Origin of the sequence: Sphingomonas sp. 179-I 2A4 NHS (assembly GCF_045369135.1) — a bacterium.
Classification (GTDB): Bacteria; Pseudomonadota; Alphaproteobacteria; order Sphingomonadales; family Sphingomonadaceae; genus Sphingomonas.
The window spans coordinates 359,364-377,524 of record NZ_JBIQFL010000002.1 but is presented as its reverse complement, the minus strand read 5'-3'; the positions used below and the strand labels follow the sequence as shown (position 1 = coordinate 377,524).

The window sequence follows — 18,161 nt, the reverse complement described above, 5'->3', positions numbered from 1 at the left end:
CCCGTTATTTCGCGTCGGCCAGCATCAGGACGGTGGCCAGCCCCACCGCCATGCTGGCGACATCCTTTTCCTTGTCCACCACCATCGCTTCTTCCAGCGAATGGGCGCGCATCGTCTCGAAGCCGGAACCCAGCGTCACCGCCGGGATGCCAAGGCTCATCGGGATGTTCGAATCCGTCGATCCGGCGCCGTAACGCGGCGTGAAGCCGCTCGCCTTGGCCACCGCGGTCGCGATCTCGACGATGTCGACAATCTGCGCCGTCTTGCCGACCGGCCGGTCGCCGACCAGCTTCGCCTCATAGGCGATCTTGCCCTTGGCCGTGGAGCGTGCGGCATTCTCCGCCTCCACCGCACGCGGCAGGATGGCGAGGAATTCCTTCTCTTCCGCCTCGAGCTCCGCCTTGCCGGACGATCGCATGTCGATCGTCATCGCGGTCGAGAACGGGATCGAATTGACCGACGTGCCGCCTTCCAGCAGGCCAACGTTGTAGACGGTCTTGGGTTCGGTCGGCACCTTCATCTTGCCAAATTCGACCATCGCGTTGGCCATCGCATAGGCCGGGTTCACGATGCCGAAATCGCCCATCGAATGGCCGCCGGGGCCGGTGAACGTCACCTTGTAGCGCCGCGATCCGACGCCCGCGTTGGTGATCCGCCCGGCGCGGCCCGGCTCGAACGAGATGAAGTATTTGATCCGGTCCTTCAGCGGCCCCTTGGTGAACAGATAGCGCGAACCGCGCAGGTCGCCCGGCCCTTCCTCGCCGACGTTGCCCATGAAGATGATGTCGGCCTTGGTGGTGTATTTCGCCGCGTTCATCGCGCGAATGAAACCGAGCAGCACCGGCAGGCTCGACGTGTCGTCCCCGATGCCCGGCGCGTAGAGCATGTTGCCCTCGCGCCGCACCTTCACGTTGGTCCCTTCCGGGAACACCGTGTCGAGGTGCGCGGTGACGACGATCAGCGGCCCGCCGCCGGTGCCCTTGCGGGTGCCATACACATTGCCTTCCGCATCGGTCGTCAGGTCCGTCAGCCCCTCGGCGCGCAGCATCTCGAGGAAGGCCGCGCCGCGCTTGGCCTCCTTGAACGGCGGCGCTTCGATCTCGGTCAGCGTGATCACGTCCTGCACGATACGGTCATGATCGGCGGCAAGCTTCGCCTTGGCTGCGGCGAACTTTGGGCTGGCAAGCAGCGCCTTCGCCGCCGCGTCACGGTTCTGCGCCGCCGCCATTCCCGGCATCGCCACCGCTGCCGCCAGCACGGCCAGCATCACTCCACGCTTCATGCGCACGCCCCCCATCAACGGAACCCCTTTCGAATGTTGAGGCCAACCGTACGCGGCCGGTTGGAAACATAGAAGTCCGGCACGCCCGTCGCGGAACTGACGCGGTTCAGCCCGCGCTTGTCGAACACGTTGTTGATGAAGATCGCGACGCCCAGGTCCGAATCCGTGTCGATGCCGACACGCGCGTTGAAGATGCTGAAATTGCCGATCTCGCGGTAGAAGGCGTTCACCGGGCGAAGCTCGGTGTTCATCTTGCCGGTATAGGTCCAGTCGAAGCGGAACAGCGCGTCGATCTCGTCCGTCACCGGCGGCGTCCACTCCGCCCCCGCCGACGCCGTCATGCGCGGGATATAGGCCAGCTTGTCGCCGTCCAGGCCCGGCGCGACGATGAAGCCGGTCGCGTCCACCTGGTCACCGCGCAGCCGCGCATTGTTGTAATTGTACGATGCGTTCAGGCGCACGTTCTGCGGCAGACGAAGCGATCCTTCGACCTCCACGCCCTCCACCGTCACGCCGGCAAGGTTGTAGATGAAGCTGAAGTTGCCGCCGCCGTTCTGCAGCGTCGAGACGGACGTCTGCACGTTCTTCCAGTCGGTGCGATACAGCGCGACGTTGAACGTGCCGCGGCGATCCCAGAAGCTGGTCTTCGCACCGATCTCGTAATTCCACAGCGAGTCCGGACCATACACCAGATAGGCTTCCGGCAGGTTCGGGATGTTGTTCGCGCCGCCAGGGCGAAAGCCTTCCGCCGCGGTGCCGTACAGCAGCAGATTGTCCGTCACCTGGAAGTCGACGTTGAACTTGCCGACCCAGCCGGTCGCGTCCGCGCTCGTCTCCTGATACGGGCGCGGCTCCTGCCCGTTGAAGAAGTTGTAGCCGAGATACTCGCCGCCCACCGTCTTGGTGTAGTCATAGTGGCGCAGGCCGACCGTAATCGTCAGCGGATCGAGGACGCGGAAGCCCGCCTCGCCGAAGAAGGCGGTCTGCTTCACCTTGCCCGTGATGTAGCGCCCGCCCAGGTTCTCCACCGGGCTGCGCGGATTGCCCGTCGCCGGCACGCCCGGGAACACGACCGTGTCGACGCGGTCCTCGCGATCTTCCAGGAACATGCCGATCGTCCAGCTGATCGGCCCCTTGCCGGTCGAGCTAAGCCGCGCCTCGTTGGTCCAGTTGGATACGAACCGCGGCTGGAACGCGCCGATCGGCTGCTTGGAATTGGCGTATTCGCGATACGTCGCCTGCTGCGCCGGGGTGCAGGTGGTAGTCGGCGTGCCGAGCGCGATCCGGGTATAGAGCGGGCACCAGGTGCCGCGCGCGATGACATTGGCGTAGGAGCGGACGTTGTCGTTCGTGCTCTCCACGTCCCAGCGGTACTTGGACGTGATCGCCACCAGCGTCGCGAAGCCGAAGTCGACCTCCGCGGTGCCGGTATACAGCTGCAGCTTGTCCTTCCACGGCTGGTTCACCTGGATGTCCGAGAAATACGGCCCCAGCACCGATGAATATTGCGACGTGCCGGCGATGTTCTGCGTCTGGTACAGCGCCATGCCCGAAAGCTTCACGTCCTCCACCGGCTTCCACGACAGCAGGAAGCGGCCACCCTCGAGATCCGCGGTGTTGACGTTCTCGCGGTTCAGCACCGTCATGTCGACGAAGCCGCCCTGCCGCTCCTTGTAGAGCACCAGGCGCGCGGCCAGCTTGTCCTCGATCAGCGGCGCGTTGACGGCGCCTTTCGCGAAATAGCTGTAGGTGCCGTAACGCGTGTTGGCGATCTGCCCCTCGGCCTGCCCTTCGTAGCGGGTCGCGTCCGGCTGGTTGAACAGCACGCGGATCGTGCCGCCCATCGATCCCGAGCCATAAAGCGTCCCCTGCGGCCCGCGCAGCACTTCGACGCGCTGCACGTCGAACAGGTTGAGGTTGGGCGTGGCGCCCGCGGGATCGGAGCTGACGCCGGACGGGCCGGTCAGCGGCGTATCGCCATAATAGAGGCCCACGGTGCTTTCGCCCGCCCCCTGGATGCCGCGGATGGAGACGCGCGTGCGGCCCGAATCGCTCTCCGTCAGCTGAAGGCCCGGCACCTGGCGGATCACGTCGGCGATCGTCGTCGCGCCAAGGTTGGCCAGCGCCCCCTCGCCCAGCGCGGTGATGGCGAGCGGCGTCGACTGGACAGTCGATTCGCGGCGCAGCGCGGTGACCACGATCTCGCCGGTATCCTCGCTGGGGCCGACCGGCGCCGGCCGCACGTCGGTGCCGGGTGCCTGCGAGGCTGCCGTAGCGCCGGCCTCTGCCGGATCGGGTGCAGTCTGCGCCAGGGCTGGCGACATCGCCGCCAGCGAGACGGACAGCATAAGCATGGAACGAGCGATGGTACGCGTCATTATTCGGACCCCCCTGGTCCGACCGTGCAGGTGCCATCGGCTGGTTTTATCTGGCTCGTAGCCCCGCTGGTCGGTTGTGAACCGCCTCTCCCTGGGGTGTCATGCTATCGACACTTGAAGGCGGTACGAGTCCCTTCGTTACGCAAAACCCCTAGCGACTGTTCGTATAAGTATAACTTCAAGCTATATGCGCAACATTGTTGCTTGCGACCTCGACGGTGCGGCGGGCGAGCACATCGGTGGAATCGATCAGCGGCACCGTCACGTCGCCCGGCCCGAGCACCAGCGGCACTTCGGTACAGCCGGCGATGATCACGTCCGCGCCGCGCGCGATCAGCTGTTCCGCCGTGGTCAGCAGCGCGCGTCGGCCGAAGGCGAGGTCACCCGCCTTGATCTTCCACACGCCCTCCATGAAGGCGGCGCGCTCGGCGTTGGTCGGCACCACCGGTTCAAGCCCGCGCGGCTCAAGCGCGCGCTCGTACAGCCGCGCCTGCACCGCGCCGTTCACCGCCAGCACGCCGATCCGCCGCGCCTCGGGATAGGCGCGCGCCACCGCCGCCACCGTTTCCTCGATCAGGTGAAGGAACGGCAGCGGCGTCTCGTTGATCACGGCATCGGCGAAGGCATGGGCGGCGTTGCACGGCATCACCAGCAGCTGCGCGCCCGCACGCTCCAGCCCGAGCGCCATCGCCGCCAGCCCCGGGGCGGGTGACGGCCCGGTGCCGGCAACGGCAGCATTGCGATCCGGCAGTGACGGATTGCTGTCGACGATCAGGCGAACGATGTCCTGCTCGCGCGCCGCTACGCCTTGCGAATGGCGCAGCACCTTGGCCATGAAGTCGATCGTCGCCGCCGGCCCCATGCCGCCGAGCACGCCGACGGTCAGCGGGGCGATCAGCGGCGCGCCCATCAGAGCGGCACGGCCCCGGTCAGGACCGGCTGATACGCGTAGAGCGCGGGCGATCCACCGGTGTGGACGAACAGCACGCGCTCGTCGGCGCCGATCTCGCCCGAACGGACGAGGCCGATCAGCCCCGCCGCCGCCTTGCCGGTATAGACCGGGTCGAGCAGCACGCCTTCGTGCGCGGCGAACAGCCGCACCGCTTCCACCATCTCCGCGGTCGGGAGCGAGTAACCCGGGCCAATCCATTCGTCGCGGCACTCGATCGCCTCGCGCGGCACCGCCACCGACGATCCCGCCAGTTCGGCCGCCGCAACGGCCAGCTTGTGGACATTGCCTTCCTGCTCCGCGCGCGGCCGGCGCACGTTGATTCCGGTCACCGGAATGCCGGCGCTATTGCCGATCAGCCCGGCGACGATGCCCGAGTGCGTGCCGGCACTGCCGCTCGCCACCACGATGCGGTCGAACGCGATTCCCATCCCGAACGATTGCGCCAGGATCTCCTCGGCGCAGGCGACATAGCCGAGCGCGCCCAGCGCGTTCGATCCGCCGCCCGGAATGATATAGCCCTTGCGGCCGGCCGCGGAGAGTTCCGCCGCCACCTTCTCCATCTCGGCCTGCAGGTCGGCGCCGGCGTCGACCACCGTCACCGCCTCGACTCCCAGGAGGTCGAACAGGAAATTGTTGCCCGAGGCCGCGGGGTCGTAGCTCCCCGCCACGCGCTGCTCCAGGACGAGGCGGCACTTCAGCCCCTCGCGCACCGCCGCCGCCAGTGTCAGGCGGCAATGGTTGCTCTGCACCGCGCCGACCGTGATCAGCGTGTCCGCGCCCTGCGCCAGTGCATCGGCGACCAGGAACTCCAGCTTGCGCGTCTTGTTGCCGCCCGCGGTCAGCCCCAGCTGATCGTCGCGCTTGATGTACAGCTCGGCCCCGCCCAGCGCGCGCGTCAGGTGCGGCATGGGCTCGATGGCGGTCGCGCCGGCCGTGTAGCGGCGGCGCGCGAAACGCGCGAGATTCATCGTCGGTTACTCCTGAAGGTGGAACGGCGCGGGCGGTCAGTCGACCCGCGCGTTGTTCCGGTAATCAAGCGCTGGCGGCCGATCGCCGACCATCGCTTCGTAAGTGAAATTGGCTCCACGGCGCCCTTCGAACTCAGTCTTGGCAGCCGCCAGAACATCGGGGCTCGACAGCATCTCGGCAACCGTCAGTGCCAACGTTCGCGCGGCCAGCACCGATCCCTTGGCGCCGATGCTCATGCCGGCGGCGGCGACATTCTGCCAGCTGTGGCCCGGCATCCCCGGCACGAAGGTCGCGGTTCCCAGCCCCACCGTCGGCACCACCCAGGACACGTCGGACATGTCGGTCGAGGCGCCGGCCGCATCGGGATCGGTGCGCACGGCGTAAGGCTGCACCTGCGCGACAGAATCGATCGTGCCGCGTGCATTGGGCACGCTTTCGCGCATCTTGGCGGCGAAGGCCTTTTCCTCCGCGGTCCACTCGATCCCGCCGAGCGTGCGCAGGTTGCGGTCCATCACCTTGCCCAGCGTGTCGTTGGGCAGCATCGAATAGACGCCGCCGATCTGCTCGAACTCGAATTTCGTCTCGGTCGCGATCGCCGCGCCTTCCGCCGCCTTCTTCACCCGCGCCATCACCGAACGGGCGATCTGCGGATCGTGCGAACGCACGTAATAGAAGACCTCGGCATAATCGGGCACCACATTGGGCGCGCCGCCGCCGCTGGTGATCACATAATGAATCCGCGTGCGATCGGGCACATGCTCGCGCAGGTAATTGGTGGCGACGTTCATGATCTCCACCGCGTCCAGCGCCGAGCGGCCGGCGTCCGGGTTTGCGGCGGCATGGGCGGATGTCCCGCGGAAACGGAACTTGCCGTTGGTGTTCGCCATGGTGATCGATTGCGCGGCCGAGTTGGCGCCCGCAGGATGCCAGTGCACCGCCGCGTCCACGTCCTTGAACAGGCCGTCGCGCACCATATAGACCTTGCCCGACCCGCCTTCCTCGGCCGGCGTGCCATAGACGCGAAGCTCGCCCGGCACCTTGGCAGCGGTCATCCACTTCTTCACCGCGATCGCAGCGCCGACGGATGCGGCACCCAGCAAATTGTGGCCGCAGCCATGGCCATGCGCCTGGCCGGCGATCGGCGACTTGGTCGGCGACACATTCTGCGCCAGCCCCGGCAACGCGTCATATTCCGCGGTCACGGCAACGACTGGCCCCGCGCCATTGCGGAAGCTCGCGATGAAGGCGGTCGGCTCCCCGGCAACGCCCATCGTCACCTCGAAGCCTGCATCCTTCAGCGTCTTGGCGAGCAGCGCCGCGCTCTTCTGTTCCTGATATCCGGTCTCGGCGAAGCCCCAGATCGCGCGGCCGTTCGCCTCGACCGATTTGGCATCGACACCGGCCAGCACGCGGGCCCGCGCTGCCTCGTCAAGCGGCCCTGCCTGCGCTGCGACGCTGTTCAGTGCCACCGCGGCGACTGCGGCCATGCCGATCCGATTGATCATGCCAACTCCCCGATTTCGCTGCCAAGTGTGCGACGATGCGGCGGTGGGCACAATGGAAAGGCTATTCAGTGTTGGTTGGCACCCATAGCGTTTGTGCAATCGCTCGCCCGCTGCGCCTCGATCCGCGCCGCGCTCAGCATATCGCGCTTCAGGTCGATGAAGCTGCGCGCCAGCCGCGACGGTGGATGGGTGGCGAGGTACTGCACCGCCAGCTCGAACTCCGCGAGCGGCTCGATCGGCCGGAAGTGCAGCCCGTCGCCGACGAATGCCTGCGCCGTGAATTCGTCCACGATCGCGACGCCCGCGCCGTTCCGCGCCAGCGCCGCGGCAATGTACACCGACCGCACCTGGATTCCCGGCGCGTCGCCCGTGGCCGCGGATATCACGGGGCGCACCATGTCCCCGATCGCGACGCTGGGCGCGAGGCCGATCACCTCATGCTGGCGCAGCAGGTCGAGCGGGATCGCCGCCGCTTCCTCCGGGAACATCCCGTCGACGAACAAGGCCCCGACGCGGCCGGAACCGAGCGGAACGGAGGTGATCTCCAGCGTCGTCGGCCCCGAATGCCCGATCACGAAGTCGCATTCGCGCGACATCAGCGCCTCGCGGAACTGGTCATGGTGCACCGCGGATACCTCGAACGTCACCAGCGGCAGCTTGCGGCGGAAGCGCGCGATCGCGGCCGGCGTCGCGGCCAGCGCCAGCGATGGCAGCACGCCGACGCGGATATGCCCTTCGGAGGTCGATCGCATGTTGCGCGCGGCGCGCTGGAAGGTGTCGATCCGGCTGTGCAGGTCATCGACTTCACGGAACAGGATATGCGCTTCCTCGGTCGGCGTCAGGCGCCCGCGCACCAGCGTGAACAAGGGAAAGCCGAGGCGGCTTTCGGCGTGCTTGACGATCTTGCTCACCGACGGCTGTGACACGTTCAGCAGCCGCGATGCGCCGCTGATCGACCCGACGGTATAGACCGCGTGGAATACCTCGATGTGACGGAGATTCATGGCAACCCCCCGGTTCCGGTGTCCCGTCCTCTCCGCGACTGTTCTATTATTATGACGAAACGATAACACGTCTCACCCGCCTGCCAACCCGCCTTTTCGGACGCCCCTGCCGAAGCTCAGCTATCGCCGGTCGGCGGGGCGCCATGCACAAAGCTTATACCCCTCCCGCATAAATGCTGTTGCGGCGCGGCATAACGTCGTGGTTTGTTACGATTTTCGTGCCAACCGGGGTCGCGCATCCGAACATGCTGGAAAAGGCGATGGCCGCTCGCTGGCTACCTCTGTCGATCGGAAAGGGCGCGGCTCAATCCGTCGCCATCGCTGCCATCTTGCTGGCCGGATGCAACCAGAAGGCGCCATCCAAGCCCAAATCGGCACCATTGGTGCGCGTCGCAGAGCCGGTTTCACGCCACTTTTTGGATGAAATCGAGGCCGTCGGCACCGCCCGCGCCAACGAACAGGTAACGCTCTCCTCCCCGGTGACGGAGCGGATCGAGCGGATCAGCTTCACCGACGGCGGCTTCGTGCGCCGCGGCCAGGTGATCGCCGTCCTCGCCCAGGCACAGGAGCGCGCGGCGCTTGCCGGCGCCCTCGCCGCCGAGCGCCAGGCAGCAGCGCAACTCGATCGCATGAGCGCGCTGAACGCCCGCGGCTTCGTCACCCCGGCGACGCTCGACCAGCAAAGCGCCCTCGCCCAGCGTGCGCGCGCCGACGCCGAAACCGCCCGCGCCCAGATCACCGATCGCATCGTTCGCGCGCCCTTTTCCGGCTTCGCCTCGCAGCGGCTGATGTCGCAAGGCGCGATCATCTCGGCCGGCACGCCGATCGCCACGATCAGCGACATCTCGCGCATCAAGCTCGATTTCACCGTGCCGGAAACCGCGCTCGCCAGCCTGCGCACCGGCGTGCCCGTCACTGCCCGCGCCGCCGCTTACCCGGACATCCCCTTCACCGGGCGCGTGAGCTCGATCGATCCGGTGATCGAGCCCACCACCCGCGCCGCCAGCGTCCGCGCGATCCTGCCCAATCCCGGCAACCGGCTGAAACCCGGCATGCTGCTCACCGTCCGTGTGGTGACGGGGGAGCGCGATTCCCCCGCCGTCCCGGAACTCGCCGTGCTGGGCGAAGGCACCGAACGCTACGTCTATGTCGTCGGCAAGGATGCGGTGGCGCACCGTGCAAAGGTGCAGACCGGCGCGCGCGACGGCGGCTTCATCGAGATCCGAGGCGTTGCTCCCGGCGCGCGCGTCGTCACCGAAGGTGTCGTGAAGATCGATGACGGCGTGAAGGTGAAGCTCGCCAGCGACGGCGACGAACCCGATCGCCTCAGTGCAACGCGGCCCTCGCGGGATCATTTCCGCGAATGATGCTTTCCGATGTTTCGGTCCGCCGCCCGGTCGTCGCGGCGGTCGGGGCGATCCTGATCGTCATCGTCGGCATCGTCGCCTTCCTCAACCTCTCGGTCCGCGAGTTTCCCGAGACCGACCCGCCGGTCGTCTCGGTCTCCACCACTTATGTCGGGGCGGCAGCCGCGGTGGTCGAAAGCCGCGTCACGCAGCCGCTGGAGGAGCGGCTCGCCGGCGTCGAGGGGATCGAAACCATCTCCTCCCGCTCCACCGATGGGCGCTCGGACATCACGATCGAGTTCCGCCCGACGCGCGATGTCGATGCCGCCGCCAATGACGTGCGCGATCGCGTCTCCGGCGCGCTGGCGGACTTGCCCGACGAGGCACTCCCGCCCGAGGTCCGCAAGGTCGACGCCGATGCGCAGCCGATCATGTACATCGTCGTGCAGGCGCCCTCGTGGAACAAGATCGAGCTGTCCGACTATGTCGAGCGCTTCCTGGTCGATCGCTTCTCCACCATCGACGGCGTCGCCCAAATCCAGTTCGTCGGGCAGGCCCGCCCGTCGATGCGCGTGTGGCTCGATCTCGGTCGGCTCGCCGCCTTCCGCCTCACCCCGCGCGACGTCGAGGATGCGCTCCGCCGCCAGAATGTCGAGCTGCCCGCCGGCCGCATCGAATCCTCGGCGCAGAACGTGTCGCTGCGTGTCGACCGCGCCTTCGCCAGTCCCGAGACGTTCCGCAGCCTGGTGATCGGCCGCGGCGGCGACGGCTACCTCGTCCGCCTCGGTGACGTCGCGAAGATCGAACGTGGCGCTGAAAATCCCTACACCGCCTTCCGCTTCCGTCAGCAGACCGCGCTCGGCCTCGGCGTCGTGCGCCAGTCGGGCGCCAACACGCTGGAGGTGGCCAACAACGTCAAGGCGCTGGTCGCCGCGATCCAGCCCGAGCTTCCCGCCGGCGTCTCGCTGACGCTCGGCTCGGACAATTCGCTCTTCATCGATCGCGCGATCCGCGAGGTATGGCGCACCCTTGGCGAGGCGGTGATCCTCGTCGTCATCGTCATCTTCCTGTTTCTCGGCAGCGCGCGCGCCACGATCATCCCCGCGATCACCGTGCCGATCTGCCTGCTCGGCACCTTCGCGGTGCTCTGGGCCTTCGGCTATTCGATCAACCTCCTCACCCTGCTCGCCCTGGTCCTCGCGATCGGCCTCGTCGTCGATGACGCGATCGTCGTCCTGGAGAACATCCACCACCGCATCCTGGCCGGCGAAACGCCGCTCGTCGCCGCCTTCCGCGGTACGCGCGAGGTGGGCTTCGCGGTCGTCGCCACCACCGCGGTCGTCTGCGCGGTGTTCGTGCCGGTGATGTTCATCGCCGGGCAGACGGGCCTGCTGTTTCGGGAACTCGCCGTCGCGATGATCGCCTCGATCGCGCTGTCCGGCGTGCTCGCGCTCACCCTCGTTCCCATGCTGTCGTCGAAGCTGCTCAAGCCCGGGCAGGACGGACGCCTCACCCACGCGATCGAGCGCGTCTTCGGCCGGCTCGAGCGCGGCTACGGCGGTGCGCTGGATCGCGCGCTCGCCCACCCGCTGCCGGTGCTTGGGCTCGTCGCGCTGTTCCTTGCCGGCTGCGCCTTCCTGTTCCTGCAGCTCGACGGCGAACTCGTGCCGCCGGAGGACACCGGCGTCGTCGAGGTGCGCGTCAACGCCCCCGAAGGCACCAGCTTCGCCGAACTCGATCGCTATGCCGGCCAGGTCGAGCAGAAGGTCGCCGCGCTGATGACGGAGGATGGCCCGATCCGTGGCTTCAACACGCGCCTCCCGCTCGCTTACGGCATGGCGGAGGATTTCAACGCGTCGAGCATGAGCGTCTTCCTGAAACCGTGGGAAGATCGCGAGGAGGAATCGCAATCGGTCGCCCGCCGCGTCACGGCGGAGCTGCAGAAGATCCCCGGCATCCGCGGCAATGCGAACGTGCGCTCCTCGCTCGGCCGTGGGCGCGGCCAGCCCGTCGCCTTCGTCATCGCCGGCGCCACCTATGCCGATCTCGCCAGGGCACGCGACCGGATACTCGCCGCGGCGCGCGACAATCCCGGCCTCGTCAACCTCGACGCCGATTACGTCGAATCGAAACCGCAGCTGCTGATCGACGTGGATGCGAACCGCGCCGGCGATCTCGGCGTGTCGGTCGATGATGTCAGTCAGGCGCTGCAGACCGTGATGGGGTCGCGCCGCGTCTCCACCTATGTCGATCGCGGCGAGGAATATCGCGTCATGGTGCAGGCCGGTGCGGCGGATCGCGATCGCGAAGGCCGCCTCGCCAGCGTCTATGTCCGCTCCCGCTCAGGTGAGCTCGTGCCCCTGTCGAACCTCGTCCATGTGCGCGAGGCCGCCTCAGCCCGCGAGCTCGGCCGCTTCAACAAGATGCGCGCGATCACGCTGCAAGGCGGCCTCGCGCCGGGCTACTCGCTCGGCAAGGCGCTCGCCTTCCTCGAAGCCGAAGCCGCCAAATCACCCGAAGTGCAGGCGATCGGCTATCGTGGCGAAAGCCAGTCGCTGAAGCAGACCGGCAATGCCATCTGGCTGGTGTTCGGCATCACCGTGCTGATCATCTACCTGCTGCTCGCCGCGCAGTTCGAAAGCTTCATCCACCCGGCCGTGATCATCGCCACCGTGCCGCTGGCCGCGGGCGGCGGTGTGATAGGGCTCGCGCTGGCCGGAATGACGCTCAACCTCTTCAGCCAGATCGGCATCGTGATGCTCGTCGGCCTCGCGGCAAAGAACGGCATCCTCATCGTCGAATATGCCAATCAGCTGCGCGACACCGGTCAGGCGCTTCGCCCCGCGATCCGCGAAGCCTCGATCCGGCGCCTCCGCCCGATCCTGATGACCTCGATCGCGACCGTCTTCGGCGCGGTGCCGCTCGCGCTCAGCCATGGCGCCGGTGCCGGCGCGCGTAGCGCAATCGGCGTGGTGATCGTCGCCGGCGTGTCGATCGCCACCGCCATCACGCTGTTCCTGATCCCGGTGCTCTACCGCCTGCTCGCCCGCCGCGCCGCCTCGCCGCACATCACCGGCCGCCGCCTCGCAGCCGAGATGGAAGCACTGCCGGCCGAGTAGGACCTAAGCGTCGAAGGTGGGCGTGCGCCCGGTGCGCCGCGTGATCTCGGCCAACCAGTCCGGCCGGCCGGAAATCCGCTCGCGCACCGCTGGCGCCAGGCGGAATCCGTTCGGCGCGCTCGGCGGTGTCCGCTCGATCATGCGCAGCGCAGCGCGTGCGGCGGCACCCACCGGATCGGCGCGCAGTATCTCGGGGAGGGACGCGCGCGGCCGCGGCCGCACGATCTGGAGGAAGCCAAAGCCGTTCACCGCCGTCCGCTCGAACGGCTGCGCAAGCGCCGCATCGATCGCCGCCGCCACCGCCTGCCGCGGCTCGCGGCCATTCAGGGTCGGAAAGTCGATCCCGATCGATCCGCCGATATCCAGCCGCTCGATCGCCTCGGCCACCGCCGTCGCCGCGCGCACCGCCAGCGCCTCCAGCGGCGGATTTCCATCCACGTCGAACAAGGTCATCGCCGGTGTCGGCGACAGCCGCAGCATGCCGCCGGGAAAGCCGATGTCGCCGCCGGTCGCTTCCTCCAGCACCTCGGACCAGCCCGCGGCTTCCAGCGCATCCGCCTCATGCGCGCGCAGCTCGCGCACCGGCGCGCCGGTCAACTGCTCGCGCAAGGTCAGCGCCCGCCGCGGCGGGGCATCGGTCACCCTCCCGCGCGGCGGCTTTGCTCGTCCTTCTTCCGGTATCGCACTGCGCGTGATCTCCACGCGGATCGCCGCACCCAGCGTCACCCCAGGTGCCGGGCGCTCCAGCGTCACCTCGCTGCCATCGTCGAGCCGCGCCAGCAGCCGCTCGATCAGACGGCCGGTCGCGATAAGCCCCGGCTGCGGGCCCGCGTCGTGAACGGCAATTCGCGCGCGGATGATCCGGCCATCATCATCGACAAACCCGGCCCGGTCCTCGCCGAGGCCGTGCTCGTACAGCCATTCAGGCAAGGACGCCCGCCGTCACCAGCAGCGCCCGGGTCTCGAACAGCGGCAGGCCGACCACGCCCGAGTACGATCCGTCGATGCGCCGCACGAACGCTTCGGCACGGCCCTGGATGGCATAGCTGCCCGCCTTGCCCATGCCCTCGCCGCTGGCGATATATTCCGCGATCTCGGCGCCGGTCAGCGGCTTGAACGCCACCATCGTGTCAGACAGCCGCGCGCGCATCTTGCCGGCGGCGTCGATCACCACCACCGCGGACAGGCACCGATGCCGGCGCCCGGAAAGCAAGCCAAGCATGCGCGCAAGGTCCGCCTCATCCTCGGGCTTCCCCAGAATGCGCGGGCCCGCAGCAATGGTGGTATCGGCGGCAAGCACCACTTCGCGGTCGCCGCGTGGCACGGCCTGCGCCTTGGCGGTCGCGACCCGCATCACATAGTCGCGCGGCCGCTCACCCTTCAGCGCCGTCTCGTCGACGTCAGGCGCGACGACGCGCGCCGGCGTAACGCCGATCTGCGCCAGTAACGACAGGCGTCGCGGCGATGCGGATGCAAGGATCAGAGGGGCGGGCATCAGCCCTACCCGGATTATTGCGGGCCGGGGCCGCCGCGGCCGGGCATGAAGCGGTACGTGATCCGCCCCTTAGTTAGGTCGTACGGCGTCAGCTCGACAAGCACTTCGTCGCCGACCAGCACGCGGATGCGGTTCTTGCGCATCTTGCCAGCGGTATGGCCGAGAATCTCGTGATCATTCTCCAGCCTTACGCGGAACATCGCATTGGGCAGGAGCTCGACCACCTGGCCGCGCATCTCGAGGAGTTCTTCTTTCGCCAAACAACCACACTTTCTACGGATGAACGCGCGCGCCCTTAGCCGATGCTGGCCGGCAAGGGAAGCACGCGCATGAATAGGATCGTAGCCGAAATGTGGGATCGTCGCCCCGCCGTTCAAGGGATGCTAGACCAGCATCCCCTGCAACAACCGCGGCAATTGTCCGCTTTCGCCGCGTGCTTCGGCCATGAACCGGTCCTTCAGCGGCGGGATCGCATTCACCGCGGAGATGCCGAACCGCCGCACCGCGCTCGCCGCCCGGCCCGGAATGCCGAACAGCCGCGTCAACGTGTCGGTCGCACCGGCCACCAGCAGCGTATCGAGGCTGCGCCACGCCTGGTAGCGCGCCAGAAGCTGCGCGTCGCCCGCCTCCAGCCCCAGCCGGCGCCCCTCCACCAGCACCTCGACCAGTGCCGCAACATCGCGGAATCCAAGGTTCAGGCCCTGGCCGGCGATCGGGTGGATGCCGTGCGCCGCGTCGCCTACCAGCGCCAGCCTCTCTGCGGTGATCGTGGCGGCATGGTGGAAGCCAAGCGGGTAGCTCGACCGCCGGCTCGGCTCGCTGAGCTTGCCCAGGAAGCCCCCCATCCGCTTCTCCGCCTCGGCCAGGAATGCGCGGTCGCCCAGCTTCAGCATGCCGGCAGCATGATCGCCCTTCACCGTCCACACGATTGCCGAGCGATGCCCGATCGCATCGTCAACCAGCGGCAGCAGCGCGAAGGGGCCAGCGGGATAGAAGATCTCGTAGGCGGTATCCTCGTGCGAGCGCTCATGGTGGAACGCGCCGATGATCGCGGCATGATCATAGCGCCAGTTCGCCGTCACGATCCCGGCCGCCTCGCGCGTCGGCGAGTTGCGCCCCTCGGCCGCCACCAGCAGCGATGCGCTAACGGTCGTGCCGTCGCTCAGCACCGCGCGCACGCCACTAGCGGAACGTTCCACCTCGGTCGCCCGGGTCACGGGGCGGAAGTCCACCTTGCTCTCCGCCAGCTCCTGCGAAAGCGCGATACGGATCGCGCGATTCTCGTACATCGTGCCGAGGGCACCGTCGTTCTCGTCCGGGATGAAGTCCAGCGCGCCGGGTTCCAGCCCGTCGCTCACGCGGATCTGGCGGATGTGGCATCCCTGCCCAATCAACCGGTCGGCCAGCCCGATCGCCTCCAGCATCCGGTGGCTGGCGCTTGCCACCGCAGACGCGCGGCCGTCGAAGCCGGCCGCTAGCGTTACCGCAGGATCGGCCGGGTCGACGACGATCGTGGAAAGGCCATGCTTGTCGAGCGCCAGCGCAAGCGTCGCGCCAACCAGCCCGCCGCCAAGGATAAGGACGTCCGCGTGGTTCATGCCCCGTCCTTAGCGGCCCTTGGCGCCGCGCGCGAGCGCTGATGGCCGGGCGTCCACGGCAGACCGTGCTTCGCGCACCACACTTGGCCCGGAACATACCGGGCCCGGCTTGACGGCAGACTCCGCCCGGCGGATTATCCAGCCTGATCTAATTCCTTCAAATTGAACCGGGGGCGACACGATGGCGAGCAGGGCGCAACCGTCCTTGTGGCGCGAAACGGTGAAGGCAGGCGCGGTGCGCAGCGGCGCGCTTGTGACGGCGATCACGTTGTTCATCGCCACGCTGCTGATGGCGCTCGCGCTCGCCAGCTATCGGCCGGGCGACGGGTCGCTCAACACCGCCGCCGCCAGCACCGCCAATCTCGTCGGTGCGCCGGGTGCGTGGTTCGCGGATCTCGCGCTCACCATCTTCGGACCCGCGGTCGCGCTGCTGCTGCCGATTCCACCGATCATCGCACTTCGCCTGTGGCGTGATCAGCCGGCTGGCGCCTGGAAGCGAATGCTGCGCAATGCCACCTTCGGTGTCGCGCTGATGGCAGTCGCCCTAGGCTGCGTGTCCGATGGCGCGGTGCTCGCGCTCCCCTTCGGCTGGGGCGGCGCGGTCGGCCTCGGCGGTGTCGCCGCGGCGCGCTGGGCGCTCGCTTTCGCCAACAATCCGCAGGTTACCTGGTGGAGCATCGTCGCGCTCGGCGTGGTCAGCGGCCTTGCCGGTGCGATCGTCTGGGGCCGCAGCCTCGATCTCGACGTCCCCCGCGGCTGGCTCGCCCGCCGCCGCGCGCGCCGCGTCACGGATGGTGCCTTCGACGAAAGCGACGAGGACGAGGTCCCGCTCGATCTCGGCGGCAAGCAGGTGCAGCCCCGCGCCGTGGCGCAGCCCGACAATCGACCCGCGCCGGTGATCAACGATCGCACCACCGCCCCCGCGATCGCCGCCAAGCCGCAGCAGCCACGCCAGACCAGCCTTGATCTGCGCGATGATTATCGCCTCCCGACGCTCGACATGCTGACGCCCGCGCCGCCGACGCCGCCCGGCACGATCGACAAGACCGCACTGGAACGCAACGCGCGCCTGCTCGAAACGGTGCTCGACGATTTCAACGTGAAGGGTTCGATCGTCGAGGTGCGCCCCGGCCCGGTCGTGACGATGTACGAGCTCGATCCCGCGCCCGGTATCAAGGCGACGCGCGTGATCAGCCTCGCGGACGATATCGCGCGCAACATGAGCGCGATCTCCGCCCGTGTCGCGACCATCCCCGGCCGCACCGTCATCGGCATCGAGCTTCCCAATGCGAAGCGCGAGACGGTGTCGCTGCACGAGCTGATCGGCAGCCAGGCGTTCGAAGATCAAAACGCCTCGCTCCCCGTCATCCTCGGCAAGAACATCGCCGGTGATCCGGTGATCGCCGATCTCGCGCCGATGCCGCACCTGCTGGTTGCGGGCACCACCGGCTCGGGCAAGTCGGTCGGGCTCAACGCCATGATCCTGTCGCTGCTCTATCGGCTCACGCCCGATCAGTGCCGCATGATCATGATCGATCCCAAGATGCTCGAACTGTCGATGTATGACGACATTCCACATCTCCTCTCCCCCGTCGTCACCGATCCGGCAAAGGCGGTCCGCGCGCTGAAATGGGCGGTCGAGCAAATGGAGGATCGCTATCGGCAGATGTCCTCGCTCGGCGTGCGCAGCCTCGGCGGCTTCAACGAAAAGGTCCGCGCGGCCAAGGCCAAGGGCGCGCCCCTCGGCCGCAAGGTCCAGTCCGGCTGGGACGAGAACGGCCGTCCGGTCTATGAGGAGGAACAGCTCGATTATCAGGTGCTGCCGCAGATCGTCGTGATCGTCGACGAGCTCGCGGACCTGATGATGACCGCGGGCAAGGAAGTCGAATTCCTCATCCAGCGCCTCGCGCAGAAGGCGCGTGCGGCCGGCATCCACCTCATCATGGCGACGCAGCGCCCGTCGGTCGACGTCATCACCGGCGTCATCAAGGCTAACCTGCCGACCCGCATCAGCTTCCACGTCACGTCGAAGATCGATTCGCGCACCATCCTGGGCGAACAGGGCGCCGAGCAGCTGCTCGGCAAGGGCGACATGCTCTACATGCCCGGCGGCAAGGGCATCGTGCGTGTCCACGGCCCGTTCGTCAGCGACGAGGAAGTGCAACGCGTCACCGATCACTGGCGCGCGCAGGGCACGCCCGATTACATCTCCTCCGTCACCGAGGAGCCCGAGCAGAGCTTCGAGCTGGAAGGCGCGCCGACCGGCAACGATTCCGCCGAGGACCAGCAATATCGCGCCGCGATCCAGCTCGTCTGCGGCAGCCAGAAGGCGTCCACCTCCTGGCTCCAGCGCCAGCTGCGTATCGGCTACAATTCCGCCGCCCGCCTCATCGAGCGGATGGAAAAGGACGGCATCGTCGGCCGGCCCGATCACGTCGGCCGCCGCGAAGTGCTCCGCGATACGGACGGCCAGCCGCTCTGACGCCAGTCCCCGCCTTGCTGCCGGCACAAGG

The 18,161-nt window shown here is 67.8% G+C and carries 13 protein-coding genes; 3 read left to right on the top strand and 10 right to left on the bottom strand.

Annotation, left to right across the window (positions count from 1 at the left end):
- Positions 1–4 precede the first annotated feature (4 nt).
- From ACH0CP_RS05045 to ACH0CP_RS05020, 6 genes are all read right to left on the bottom strand, one after another.
- Positions 5–1,282, bottom strand: a complete 1,278-nt coding sequence (locus tag ACH0CP_RS05045; protein ID WP_294445089.1) for a M20/M25/M40 family metallo-hydrolase — start codon at positions 1,280–1,282, stop codon at positions 5–7.
- A gap of 14 nt (positions 1,283–1,296) precedes the next feature.
- Positions 1,297–3,636, bottom strand: coding sequence for a TonB-dependent receptor (locus tag ACH0CP_RS05040; RefSeq protein WP_294445088.1), 2,340 nt, complete (start codon positions 3,634–3,636; stop codon positions 1,297–1,299).
- Between the two features lie 202 nt (positions 3,637–3,838).
- The gene (locus ACH0CP_RS05035) at positions 3,839–4,570 is read right to left on the bottom strand and encodes an aspartate/glutamate racemase family protein (protein ID WP_294445087.1); all 732 of its coding nucleotides are present in this window, start codon (positions 4,568–4,570) and stop codon (positions 3,839–3,841) included.
- Positions 4,570–5,580 (bottom strand): D-cysteine desulfhydrase, encoded by a 1,011-nt coding sequence (locus ACH0CP_RS05030; protein WP_294445086.1) that lies wholly within the window; start codon positions 5,578–5,580, stop codon positions 4,570–4,572. Before ACH0CP_RS05030 ends, ACH0CP_RS05035 begins: the two co-directional genes overlap by 1 nt.
- Positions 5,581–5,616: 36 nt before the next feature.
- Positions 5,617–7,083, bottom strand: coding sequence for an amidohydrolase (locus tag ACH0CP_RS05025; RefSeq protein WP_406875887.1), 1,467 nt, complete (start codon positions 7,081–7,083; stop codon positions 5,617–5,619).
- 68 nt (positions 7,084–7,151) lie between these two features.
- Positions 7,152–8,090, bottom strand: coding sequence for a LysR family transcriptional regulator (locus ACH0CP_RS05020; protein ID WP_294444828.1), 939 nt, complete (start codon positions 8,088–8,090; stop codon positions 7,152–7,154).
- 260 nt (positions 8,091–8,350) lie between these two features.
- On the opposite strand from ACH0CP_RS05020, the gene ACH0CP_RS05015 reads away from it, so the two are divergent.
- The gene (locus ACH0CP_RS05015) at positions 8,351–9,457 is read left to right on the top strand and encodes an efflux RND transporter periplasmic adaptor subunit (RefSeq protein WP_406875888.1); all 1,107 of its coding nucleotides are present in this window, start codon (positions 8,351–8,353) and stop codon (positions 9,455–9,457) included.
- Positions 9,454–12,555, top strand: coding sequence for an efflux RND transporter permease subunit (locus tag ACH0CP_RS05010; protein ID WP_294444830.1), 3,102 nt, complete (start codon positions 9,454–9,456; stop codon positions 12,553–12,555). Before ACH0CP_RS05015 ends, ACH0CP_RS05010 begins: the two co-directional genes overlap by 4 nt.
- 3 nt (positions 12,556–12,558) lie before the next feature.
- Here the strand turns inward: ACH0CP_RS05010 and ACH0CP_RS05005 are convergent, their stop codons facing one another.
- The 4 genes from ACH0CP_RS05005 to ACH0CP_RS04990 form a co-directional block, all read right to left on the bottom strand.
- Positions 12,559–13,485: a ribonuclease gene (locus tag ACH0CP_RS05005; RefSeq protein ID WP_294444831.1), complete on the bottom strand. Its 927-nt coding sequence runs from the start codon at positions 13,483–13,485 to the stop codon at positions 12,559–12,561.
- Positions 13,478–14,050 carry a nucleoside triphosphate pyrophosphatase gene (locus tag ACH0CP_RS05000; RefSeq protein ID WP_294444832.1) on the bottom strand — a complete coding sequence of 191 codons (573 nt, stop codon included), beginning with the start codon at positions 14,048–14,050 and terminating at the stop codon, positions 13,478–13,480. Before ACH0CP_RS05000 ends, ACH0CP_RS05005 begins: the two co-directional genes overlap by 8 nt.
- Positions 14,051–14,064: 14 nt before the next feature.
- Positions 14,065–14,310: a translation initiation factor IF-1 gene (gene infA, locus ACH0CP_RS04995; RefSeq protein WP_026325702.1), complete on the bottom strand. Its 246-nt coding sequence runs from the start codon at positions 14,308–14,310 to the stop codon at positions 14,065–14,067.
- Between the two features lie 123 nt (positions 14,311–14,433).
- Positions 14,434–15,648 carry a UbiH/UbiF/VisC/COQ6 family ubiquinone biosynthesis hydroxylase gene (locus tag ACH0CP_RS04990; protein ID WP_294444833.1) on the bottom strand — a complete coding sequence of 405 codons (1,215 nt, stop codon included), beginning with the start codon at positions 15,646–15,648 and terminating at the stop codon, positions 14,434–14,436.
- Positions 15,649–15,829: 181 nt separating this feature from the next.
- Here ACH0CP_RS04990 and ACH0CP_RS04985 point away from each other — a divergent pair, with 181 nt between their 5' ends.
- On the top strand, positions 15,830–18,130 hold the full coding sequence (locus ACH0CP_RS04985) for a DNA translocase FtsK 4TM domain-containing protein (protein WP_406875843.1): 2,301 nt from the start codon (positions 15,830–15,832) through the stop codon (positions 18,128–18,130).
- Positions 18,131–18,161 lie beyond the last annotated feature (31 nt).

Bases quoted from the DNA above. Each gene is read 5' to 3' on its own strand.
- ACH0CP_RS05045 (WP_294445089.1), bottom strand. From the start codon at position 1,282: ATGAAGCGTGGAGTGATGCTGGCCGTGCTGGCGGCAGCGGTGGCGATG.
- ACH0CP_RS05040 (WP_294445088.1), bottom strand. From the start codon at position 3,636: ATGCTTATGCTGTCCGTCTCGCTGGCGGCGATGTCGCCAGCCCTGGCG.
- ACH0CP_RS05035 (WP_294445087.1), bottom strand. From the start codon at position 4,570: ATGGGCGCGCCGCTGATCGCCCCGCTGACCGTCGGCGTGCTCGGCGGC.
- ACH0CP_RS05030 (WP_294445086.1), bottom strand. From the start codon at position 5,580: ATGAATCTCGCGCGTTTCGCGCGCCGCCGCTACACGGCCGGCGCGACC.
- ACH0CP_RS05020 (WP_294444828.1), bottom strand. From the start codon at position 8,090: ATGAATCTCCGTCACATCGAGGTATTCCACGCGGTCTATACCGTCGGG.
- ACH0CP_RS05015 (WP_406875888.1), top strand. From the start codon at position 8,351: ATGGCCGCTCGCTGGCTACCTCTGTCGATCGGAAAGGGCGCGGCTCAA.
- ACH0CP_RS05010 (WP_294444830.1), top strand. From the start codon at position 9,454: ATGATGCTTTCCGATGTTTCGGTCCGCCGCCCGGTCGTCGCGGCGGTC.
- ACH0CP_RS05000 (WP_294444832.1), bottom strand. From the start codon at position 14,050: ATGCCCGCCCCTCTGATCCTTGCATCCGCATCGCCGCGACGCCTGTCG.
- ACH0CP_RS04990 (WP_294444833.1), bottom strand. From the start codon at position 15,648: ATGAACCACGCGGACGTCCTTATCCTTGGCGGCGGGCTGGTTGGCGCG.
- ACH0CP_RS04985 (WP_406875843.1), top strand. From the start codon at position 15,830: ATGGCGAGCAGGGCGCAACCGTCCTTGTGGCGCGAAACGGTGAAGGCA.